General features: G+C 70.1%; 9 protein-coding genes and 1 pseudogene. 7 read left to right on the top strand and 3 right to left on the bottom strand.

The window, feature by feature from the left end:
* From JWQ92_RS13170 to pstB, 6 genes and pseudogenes are all read left to right on the top strand, one after another.
* A pseudogene (locus JWQ92_RS13170) lies at positions 1 to 602 on the top strand (RNA degradosome polyphosphate kinase); the annotation flags it as partial.
* A complete protein-coding gene (locus JWQ92_RS13165) occupies positions 599 to 1,552 on the top strand; it encodes an NUDIX domain-containing protein (protein ID WP_297344916.1) in 954 nt (317 codons plus the stop codon). The pseudogene JWQ92_RS13170 and the gene JWQ92_RS13165, both read left to right, overlap by 4 nt.
* A 220-nt stretch (positions 1,553 to 1,772) precedes the next feature.
* Entirely contained in the window at positions 1,773 to 2,870 is a 1,098-nt protein-coding gene (locus JWQ92_RS13160; RefSeq protein ID WP_297344915.1) for a phosphate ABC transporter substrate-binding protein PstS, read from the top strand.
* Between the two features lie 78 nt (positions 2,871 to 2,948).
* The gene (gene pstC / locus JWQ92_RS13155; protein WP_297344914.1) at positions 2,949 to 3,896 is read left to right on the top strand and encodes a phosphate ABC transporter permease subunit PstC; all 948 of its coding nucleotides are present in this window, start codon (positions 2,949 to 2,951) and stop codon (positions 3,894 to 3,896) included.
* Positions 3,896 to 4,972: a phosphate ABC transporter permease PstA gene (pstA, locus tag JWQ92_RS13150; protein WP_297344913.1), complete on the top strand. Its 1,077-nt coding sequence runs from the start codon at positions 3,896 to 3,898 to the stop codon at positions 4,970 to 4,972. The genes pstC and pstA overlap by 1 nt, the downstream gene beginning before the upstream one ends.
* 25 nt (positions 4,973 to 4,997) lie before the next feature.
* Positions 4,998 to 5,777: a phosphate ABC transporter ATP-binding protein PstB gene (pstB, locus tag JWQ92_RS13145; protein ID WP_297344912.1), complete on the top strand. Its 780-nt coding sequence runs from the start codon at positions 4,998 to 5,000 to the stop codon at positions 5,775 to 5,777.
* 120 nt (positions 5,778 to 5,897) lie between these two features.
* On the opposite strand, the gene JWQ92_RS13140 is transcribed toward pstB, so the two are convergent.
* The 3 genes from JWQ92_RS13140 to JWQ92_RS13130 all read right to left on the bottom strand — a co-directional run bounded on the left by JWQ92_RS13140 (position 5,898) and on the right by JWQ92_RS13130 (position 8,129).
* Positions 5,898 to 6,683: an anti-sigma factor gene (locus tag JWQ92_RS13140; RefSeq protein ID WP_297344911.1), complete on the bottom strand. Its 786-nt coding sequence runs from the start codon at positions 6,681 to 6,683 to the stop codon at positions 5,898 to 5,900.
* Positions 6,680 to 7,273 carry an ECF RNA polymerase sigma factor SigK gene (gene sigK, locus JWQ92_RS13135; protein WP_297344910.1) on the bottom strand — a complete coding sequence of 198 codons (594 nt, stop codon included), beginning with the start codon at positions 7,271 to 7,273 and terminating at the stop codon, positions 6,680 to 6,682. The genes JWQ92_RS13140 and sigK overlap by 4 nt, the downstream gene beginning before the upstream one ends.
* A gap of 223 nt (positions 7,274 to 7,496) precedes the next feature.
* Positions 7,497 to 8,129 (bottom strand): DNA-directed RNA polymerase subunit beta, encoded by a 633-nt coding sequence (locus tag JWQ92_RS13130; protein ID WP_297344909.1) that lies wholly within the window; start codon positions 8,127 to 8,129, stop codon positions 7,497 to 7,499.
* 188 nt (positions 8,130 to 8,317) lie between these two features.
* On the opposite strand from JWQ92_RS13130, the gene JWQ92_RS13125 reads away from it, so the two are divergent.
* Entirely contained in the window at positions 8,318 to 8,476 is a 159-nt protein-coding gene (locus JWQ92_RS13125; RefSeq protein ID WP_297344908.1) for a hypothetical protein, read from the top strand.
* The last annotated feature ends 30 nt before the right edge of the window (positions 8,477 to 8,506 follow it).

Raw genomic sequence — 8,506 nt, 5'->3', positions numbered from 1 at the left:
CGGGCTACGCGATCGAGAAGAAGTTCCGCCGTCTGCTCGTCGCGCCCCTTCACCTCCGCAAGGGCCTGCTGAAGCGGATCAACACGGAGGCGGCGAACGCGGCGGCCGGCAAACCCGCCCGCATCCGGATCAAGGTCAACTCGATGGTCGACGAGGCGATAATCGACGCGCTCTACCGGGCGAGCATCGCCGGCGTGCCGATCGACGTGTGGGTGCGCGGCATCTGCAGCCTGCGGCCCGGCGTGCCCGGCATGTCGGAGACCATCCGCGTGCGGTCGATCCTCGGCCGCTACCTCGAGCACTCGCGCATCTTCTCGTTCGAGAACGGCGGCGACAGGATCACCTACATCGGCAGCTCCGACATGATGCACCGCAACCTCGACCGGCGGGTCGAGACCCTCGTGCGCCTGAAGCGGAACAGCCACATCCGGCAGTTGAACGACCTGTTCGAGCTCGCCATGAGCGACGGGACGTCCTCGTGGCACCTCGACGACATCGGCGTCTGGGAGCGGCACGGCTACACGAAGGACGGCACCCCGCTCACGGACCTGCAGACCGCCGTCATGCACCAGCTGAGCCACCGGAAGCGCACGGTCCGATGACGGACGCCACCGCCGCCCCCGTGCTCGCCGCGGGTGCGGTGTGCTGGCGACGCCGCGCGAAGAGCGTGGAGGTGCTGCTCATCTCGCGTCCCCGCCACGGTGACGTCAGCCTGCCGAAGGGCAAGGTCGACCCGGGCGAATCCCTGCCCCAGACCGCGGTGCGCGAGGTGGCGGAGGAGACCGGCTTCTCCGTCTCGCTCGGACCGCCGCTCGGCACCACCGAGTACGTGGTACCGGCGACCGGCCGCGACAAGGTCGTCACCTACTGGGCGGCGAAGGTGACGAAGGCGGAGCTCGAGCGCGGCCGGTTCACGCCGAGCGCCGAGGTCGACACGTTCGAGTGGGTACCGCTCGCGAAGGCGCGACGCCGGCTCAGCTACGAGCGGGACGGCGAGGTGCTCCAGCGGTTCGCCGAGCTCGCGGTCACCGGCGAGCTCGAGGGGTTCAAGCTCATCGTCCTGCGGCACGCGAAGGCGGACTTCGATTCCGTCTCAGGTCTCGACGCGGACCGCCGACTGAACGCCCGGGGACGAGCGCAGGCGCGGGCGATCGTGCCCGCGCTCGCCGCGTGGGGTCCGACCAGGATCGTGAGCAGCACCGCCGCACGCTGCGTCGCGACGGTGACGCCGTTCGCGAAGGCGGCCGGCATCGAGGTGCGCACGTCCGACGCGATCAGCCAGGACGGCTGGGAGACCGCGGGCCACGACCCGTCGGCGATCCGGGCACTCGTCGACAAGCGCATCGCGAAGGGGCGCACGACGCTGCTCTGCAGCCACGCGCCCGTGCTGCCCGAGATCCTCGAGCAGATCGCCGAGACGACCGGGAGTCCGAACGGCGGCCGGATGACCCGCGCAGGCATCCTGGGCACCGCCGAGTTCACGGTCGTGCACCTGTCGGCGACCGAGCCGCACCGCATCCTCGCGATCGAGACCCACTCCGTCCCCGAGTAGGCAGCGGGGCGCGGTTCCGCCCTCGGCACCGTTCGCCCTCCGACCAGGGACTTCGATCCCGGCGTAGGCGTGTGGCATCCGTTCACCCGCCGTTCACCTTCGGTCCCGAATCCCGCTACCGGGGCTCCCTACCGTGAGCGTCGTCCGGCCCAGGAAGAGGCTTCCCCACCGGCCGGCGACTGCACTCACGAACCCTTGGAAGGGACCACTTTTGAAGCACATGCGCGCAGGCCTGGCCATCGGCACGGCCCTCACCGCGATGCTCGCGCTCTCCTCGTGCGCGAGCAACGAGGCGTCCGCCTCGTCGAGCTCGGGCAGCGCGAGCGGTTCCGCCCCGGCGAACCTCTCCGGCACCCTGAACGGCGTCGGCTCGTCCGCGCAGACCAACGCGCAGACCGCCTGGCAGAAGGGCTTCCAGACCGCGAACAGCGGCGTGACGGTCAACTACGACCCGCAGGGCTCCGGCGCCGGCCGCACCGCGTTCGAGAGCGGCGGCGCCGACTTCGCCGGCAGCGACTCGGCGCTCCCGGCCGCTGAGCTGTCCGGCGGCTTCAAGGAGTGCAAGGCCGGCACCAAGGGCATCGACATCCCGGTCTACGTCTCGCCGGTCGCCCTCGTCTACAACCTGAGCGGCGTGAAGAGCCTGAACCTCGACGCCACCACGCTCGCGAAGGTCTTCTCCGGCAAGATCACGAAGTGGAACGACCCGGCGATCACCGCGCTGAACAAGGGCACCTCGCTCCCCAGCTCCACCATCACGCCCGTCTACCGCTCGGACAAGTCCGGCACGACGAACAACTTCACCGACTACCTGCACCAGGTCGCCGGTTCGGTCTGGACGCAGGCGGCGGCCGACGCCTTCCCGTACAAGACGGGTGAGGGCGCCGCCAAGGGCTCCGGTGTCGTCAGCGCCGTGACCAACGGCAAGGGCACCATCGGCTACGTGGACAACTCGTCGGCCGGCACGTTGTCCGTCGTGAAGATCAAGGTGGGCTCCTCCTTCGTCGCCCCGGCGGCGGACGTCGCGTCGAAGATCGCCGAGACCTCGCCGCTCGACTCCGCCCACACCGGCAACGACGTCGTCGTGAAGGTGAACCGCACGACGACCGACCCGACCGAGTACCCGATCACGCTGGTGAGCTACCTCATCGCCTGCCAGTCGTACCAGGACTCGAGCAAGGCCGCCCTGGTGAAGGCCTACGCGCAGTACGTCACGAGCGCCGCCGGCCAGCAGGCCGCCGCGTCGACCGCGAAGTCCGCGCCGATGACCGGCACCCTCGCCTCCAAGGCGCAGGCCGCTGTCGCGACCATCAAGTAGCGCGTCCGGTGGCCGTCCCGGGGCTTCCCGGGACGGCTACCATCGCGTCGACTCCCCCTCCCCGCTGAACAGGACCCGATGACCGCCTCGACGGCCCCCCTCCGCTCGCGCGTCAGAGCCCCTCGCCACGTCGGCGACAGCGCCTTCTTCGGCGCGGCCCTGACGGGCGGGCTGCTCATCCTCGTCGCCCTCGCCGCCGTCGCGATCTTCCTGGTCGTCCAGAGCCTGCCCGCCTTCGGGGTCAAGGCGAGCGAGCTCAACAACGGCTTCTCGAGCTTCTGGACCTACGTCGTCCCGCTCGTCTTCGGCACGATCTGGGCCGCGCTGCTCGCCCTGATCATCGCCGTGCCCTTCTCGCTCGGTATCGCGCTCTTCATCTCGCACTACGCGCCCAGGCGCATCGCCCGTGGCCTCGGCGCGATCATCGATCTGCTCGCGGCGGTCCCGAGCGTGGTCTTCGGCGCCTGGGGGATCTTCGTGTTCTCCCCGTTCGTGCAGCCCTTCTACTCGTTCCTGTCGACGACGCTCGGCTGGTTCCCGCCGTTCTCGGGCCCGGTGTCGCCGACCGGCCGCACGGTCCTCACCGTCGCCGTCGTGCTCGCCGTGATGATCACGCCGATCATCACCGCCCTGTCGCGCGAGATCTTCCTGCAGACGCCGCGGCTCAACGAGGAGGCCGCGCTCGCACTCGGCGCCACCCGGTGGGAGATGATCCGGATCGCCGTGCTGCCGTTCGGCCGCGCCGGCATCGTCTCCGCCGCCATGCTCGGTCTCGGCCGGGCGCTGGGCGAGACGCTCGCGGTCGCGATGGTGCTCTCCCCCAGCGTCGTCATCTCGCCGTTCGTGCTGCGGAGCGAGAACCCGACGACGATCGCGGCGAACATCGCCCTGAACTTCCCCGAGTCGTTCGGGATCAACGTGAACGTGCTGATCGCGACCGGCCTCGTGCTCTTCGTGATCACCTTCGTCGTGAACGCGACGGCCCGGGCGGTCGTCGGGCGGCGCGGCGGCGGGAAGGGGATCTGATGGCGAGCACCACGGCGGTGCCGGGCGGCATCCACGCGGGCCGGCTGCCCCGCTACTCCCCCATCGGCCTCCTCGGCCTCAGCCTCGTCGTCACCGGCGGCCTGTTCCTCATCTTCCTGCTCGCCGGGATGACGGCGGCGTACAACGCGACCGGCGCGATCTTCTTCGGACTGCTGCTCTGGGTCGTGGTCGTCTACGTCGCCTCCTTCGTCGTCGAGGGCTCACGGCGAGCGAAGGACCGCCTCGTCACGGCGCTCGTCTGCACCGCGTTCGGGGTCGCGCTGCTGCCGCTGATCAGCCTCCTCATCACTGTCGTCAGCCGGGGCCTGGCGCGCTTCGACGTGGCCTACTTCTCCGAGTCGATGCGGAATGTGACCGATGCGGGTGGCGGCGGGGTCCACGCCATCGTCGGCACCCTCGAGATCACGCTCGCGGCCGCCGTCATCTCGGTGCCGATCGGCCTGCTCGCCGCCATCTACCTCGTCGAGTACGGCCGCGGGCCCATCGCCCGCGGCGTCACGTTCCTCGTCGACGTGATGACGGGCATCCCCTCCATCGTCGCGGGGCTCTTCGCGTTCGCCCTGTTCGAGCTCGTGTCCGGCAACCCCGGCTACCGCGCCGGCATCGGCGGATCGATCGCCCTCAGCCTGCTGATGATCCCGATCGTCGTGCGCTCCAGCGAGGAGATGCTGAAACTCGTACCGAACGAGCTCCGCGAGGCCGCCTACGCCCTGGGCGTGCCCCGCTGGCTGACGATCGTGAAGGTCGTGCTGCCCACCGCGCTCGCCGGCATCGTCACCGGGGTGATGCTCGCCATCGCCCGCGTGATCGGCGAGACGGCGCCGCTGCTGCTCGTCGCCGGCTTCACCGACTCCATGAACTACAACCTGTTCGATCAGCGGATGATGACGCTCCCCGTGTTCGTCTACACCCAGCTCACCCAGCCCGGCACGAACGTGCAGGCGTTCTTCGACCGCGCCTGGACCGGTGCGCTCGTGCTCATCCTGATCGTCCTGCTGCTGAACGTCGTCGCGCGGATCGTGGCGCGCTTCTTCGCGCCGAAGCTGTCCCGCTGACCGGCACCGACCAGAAAGGCCTCGCGTGTCCAAGCGCATCGTCGTCAACGACCTGAACGTCTACTACGGCAAGTTCCGCGCCGTCGAGGGCGTCTCCCTCAGCATCGAGCCCCGCTCCGTCACGGCACTCATCGGGCCGTCCGGCTGCGGCAAGTCGACCTTCCTCCGCACCCTGAACCGGATGCACGAGGTCATCCCCGGCGCCCGCGTCGAGGGCGAGGTGCTCATCGACGGCAGCAACCTCTATGCGCCTGGCGTCGACCCGGTGCTCGTGCGTCGCCAGGTCGGCATGGTGTTCCAGCGGCCGAACCCGTTCCCGACGATGTCGATCCGGGACAACGTGCTCGCCGGCGTGAAGCTGAACAACAAGCGGATCTCGAAGGCCGACGCCGACGACCTCGTGGAGAAGTCGCTGCAGGGCGCGAACCTCTGGAACGAGGTCAAGGACCGGCTCAACCTCCCCGGCAACGGACTCTCCGGCGGCCAGCAGCAGCGCCTGTGCATCGCCCGGGCCATCGCGGTGTCGCCCGAGGTGGTGCTGATGGACGAGCCGTGCTCCGCGCTCGACCCGATCTCCACCCTCGCGATCGAGGACCTCATCGAGCAGCTGAAGAAGGACTACACGATCGTGATCGTGACCCACAACATGCAGCAGGCGTCGCGGGTCTCGGACAAGACGGCCTTCTTCAACATCGCCGGCACCGGGTCTCCGGGCAAGCTCATCGAGTACGACGACACCCGGATCATGTTCTCGCGGCCCAGCGTGCAGGCCACGGAGGACTACGTCTCCGGACGCTTCGGCTGATCCGCGCCATCCAGGCAGCGTGCCGTCTGCAGGACCGTGTGCCGTCTGCAGGACGGTCGGGCCGGTTCCGTCCTGCAGATCGTCCGGCGTCCTGCAGACCGCTCGCGACGAGGCGCAGGCTCAGGCGGTCGGCAGGACGACGATCGGCTTGGTCGTCGGCTGCGTGGAGCCGCCAGCCGGCTCGACGGTGACCGCCACGCGCTGCTTGCTGCCGAGCGCGCCCTTCATGACCTCGTAGTTCTGGCCGGTGGGCGGATCGAACAGGCCGACGCTCTTCGCGGACGCGCCGCTGACCACCCACATCTGCAGCGAGTGGTCGGCGGGCTTCTGCACGCCGTTCAGCACGACCGCCGACTCGTTCACCGACTGCGACCAGTACACGGTCGCGGTCCCGCCGCCGGCGACGGCCGCCTCGGTGCGCTGCACGTCGCTCGCGGTCGTGATCCTCGTGAGTGCGGACGTCGTCTGGGAGGAGCCGGGCGTGAGCAGCATGCGGCCGGCGAGCAGGCCACCGCCGAACAGCAGCACGGCGACCGCCGCGACGGCGAGCAGCAGCACCGGGCGGCGCCGGCGGGTGCGGTGCGGCGCCTGGTGGGCACCGCTCGGCATCCGCTCGGCCACGGTGAGGGACTCGGCGGGAGCCGCCGACTCGGCATCGGGCGCCACGGCCGGCAGCTGGGGCGTCGTGTCGATCAGGTCGAGCAGGCGCGCTCGCAGCGCGGGCGGCGGCTCGGCAGGCGGCACGGACAGCCCGAGCACCACGGCGGTGTCGGTGAGCCCGGCGATCTCGCCGCGGAGCTCCTCGGAGGAGCGCATCTCGGCCTCGAACTCGGCGGCCTCCTCGCTGGAGACGGCATCGAGGGCGTAGGCGCCGCTCAGCAGATGGGCGTCGTCGGACGACTTCATGTCGTCACCCCCATCTCGTCGCGCAGGCGGATCATCCCGTCGCGGAGCCGGGTCTTCACGGTTCCGACGGGCACGTGCAGCATCGCCGCGACCTCGCTGTGGCTCAACCCCTTGAAGTAGGCGAGCGTCACCGCCTGCCGCTGCAGCTCGGTCAGCTTCTCGAGCGCCCGCTGCACGCGCTCGCTCTCGATGCGCACCTCGACGGTCTCGGCGACGTTGTCGTACTCGCGGTCGAAGTCGCGGATGCCGACCTTCGTGTCCCGGTTGCGGCTGGACTGCGCCGAGCGGATGCGGTCGACCGCTCGGCGGTGCGCCAGCGTCAGCATCCAGGCCATCGCGGATCCGCGGCTCGCCTCGTATCGGGTGGCGGACTGCCAGATCTCGAGATAGACCTCCTGCGTGACCTCCTCCGCCTGCGCGAAGTCGATCAGCAGCCGGCGGGCGAGGCCGAACAGGCGCGGCGCGGTGGCGTCGTAGAGGCGAGCGAATGCGGCCTTGTCGCCGGTGGCGACGAGGAGGAGGAGATCCTCGTTCGACTCGTCGCGCGTGCCGGGGAGCGCGTCACCGGCCGGATCCATGACGGTCAGCATGCCCCATGCACCGTCGGCGCGGGTGCGGGATCGCGGTCTCTGGGGAGACCTCTCCGGCTGGGGCGCGCTCATGGGAGGTATCCGTTGCCCGACGGCAAGTGGATTGCCTGGAACGCTGGGAGAGTGCCGGACCGCAGAAACGCCTCTCGGCGCGAGGCCGCTCGGAGCGGCGAAAAATGGAGCCCGGGGTTACTGCGGCCCGGCGGTGGCCCGAAGGCCGCGTCTAGTCTAAAACGCCGTCGCGCCAGAGCCTGGCACTCGCCGTCAGTTCGTCTGCGAGCTTGGCGAGTCGGGCGGCCCGCTTGGTAAGCGATTCCGCCCGGGCGGGCTCGGTCGCGTCCGCGTCATCGGCGAGATCCGTGCAACCGGAGGCGGTGACGCGGGCGAACGCCGCCGCCCGGTCGAGCGCGAGGCCGAGGTCGCCCTGGAAGACGCCGCGGAGGATCTCGTCGGCGACGGCGAGCAGCTCCTCGGGACCGGCAGGGTTCGGCGCACCGGCCACCAGCGCGTCGATGGAGCGCAGCCGTTCGACGCCCCGCTCGTAGGCCAGGGTGACGACCGCGGAGTCGCGACGGATCATCTCGCGCAGCAGGTAGAGCCGCCAGAGCGCGCCGGGAAGGCTGTGCGCGGCGGCTCTGGACCACAGCTCGGCGACGGCGTCGATGCCCTCGAGCTCGGCGAAGGCGACCACCCGGTCGACGATCTCCGGGTCCGGATCCGCCCGGACGCGACTCACGAGCGCCTGGGCGGTCTCGTGTGCGGTGCGGGCGATGACGGCCGGGTCCTCGCCGCCCTTCACGAAGTCGAACTGCTCGGAGGGGAAGCGGACCGGTCGGTGGAACGACGGCTCAGGCATCCCTCCACGATACGGACGCGTCCGGGCGCAGGCGGCCTGACGGTGTTCGCCCTCGGCGTCCTGTGGATCCCCCGAGCACTCGCGCGGGCGGCGGCCAACGGGCAGCCGAAGGGCCCGGCCTGGCGGTATCCCGACCGTTGCGTGTTCATTCTCTGATTGTTTTCAGGGAGCGTATCTAGGATGCAGCCATGGTTGGATTGTTCATCGCCCTGCTCGTCGTCGGCATCATCCTCGCGATCCTGGGCCTCGCCGTGAAGGCGCTCTTCTGGCTGTTCTGGATCGCGGTGATCCTGATCATCGTGGGGGTCATCGGCTGGATCCTGCAGTACATCCGCAGCAGGGCCTGACCCCCTCGCGCGACTACCCTGAGCAGGCGG

Origin of the sequence: Amnibacterium sp., assembly GCF_025463795.1 — a bacterium.
Taxonomy (GTDB): domain Bacteria; phylum Actinomycetota; class Actinomycetes; order Actinomycetales; family Microbacteriaceae; genus Amnibacterium.
This window is presented reverse-complemented; position numbering and strand designations above follow the sequence as displayed.

Coding starts and splice junctions, on each gene's coding strand:
- pstC (WP_297344914.1), top strand. CDS start 2,949: ATGACCGCCTCGACGGCCCCCCTCCGCTCGCGCGTCAGAGCCCCTCGC.
- JWQ92_RS13165 (WP_297344916.1), top strand. CDS start 599: ATGACGGACGCCACCGCCGCCCCCGTGCTCGCCGCGGGTGCGGTGTGC.
- JWQ92_RS13125 (WP_297344908.1), top strand. CDS start 8,318: ATGGTTGGATTGTTCATCGCCCTGCTCGTCGTCGGCATCATCCTCGCG.
- JWQ92_RS13160 (WP_297344915.1), top strand. CDS start 1,773: ATGCGCGCAGGCCTGGCCATCGGCACGGCCCTCACCGCGATGCTCGCG.
- pstA (WP_297344913.1), top strand. CDS start 3,896: ATGGCGAGCACCACGGCGGTGCCGGGCGGCATCCACGCGGGCCGGCTG.
- JWQ92_RS13130 (WP_297344909.1), bottom strand. CDS start 8,129: ATGCCTGAGCCGTCGTTCCACCGACCGGTCCGCTTCCCCTCCGAGCAG.
- sigK (WP_297344910.1), bottom strand. CDS start 7,273: ATGCTGACCGTCATGGATCCGGCCGGTGACGCGCTCCCCGGCACGCGC.
- JWQ92_RS13140 (WP_297344911.1), bottom strand. CDS start 6,683: ATGAAGTCGTCCGACGACGCCCATCTGCTGAGCGGCGCCTACGCCCTC.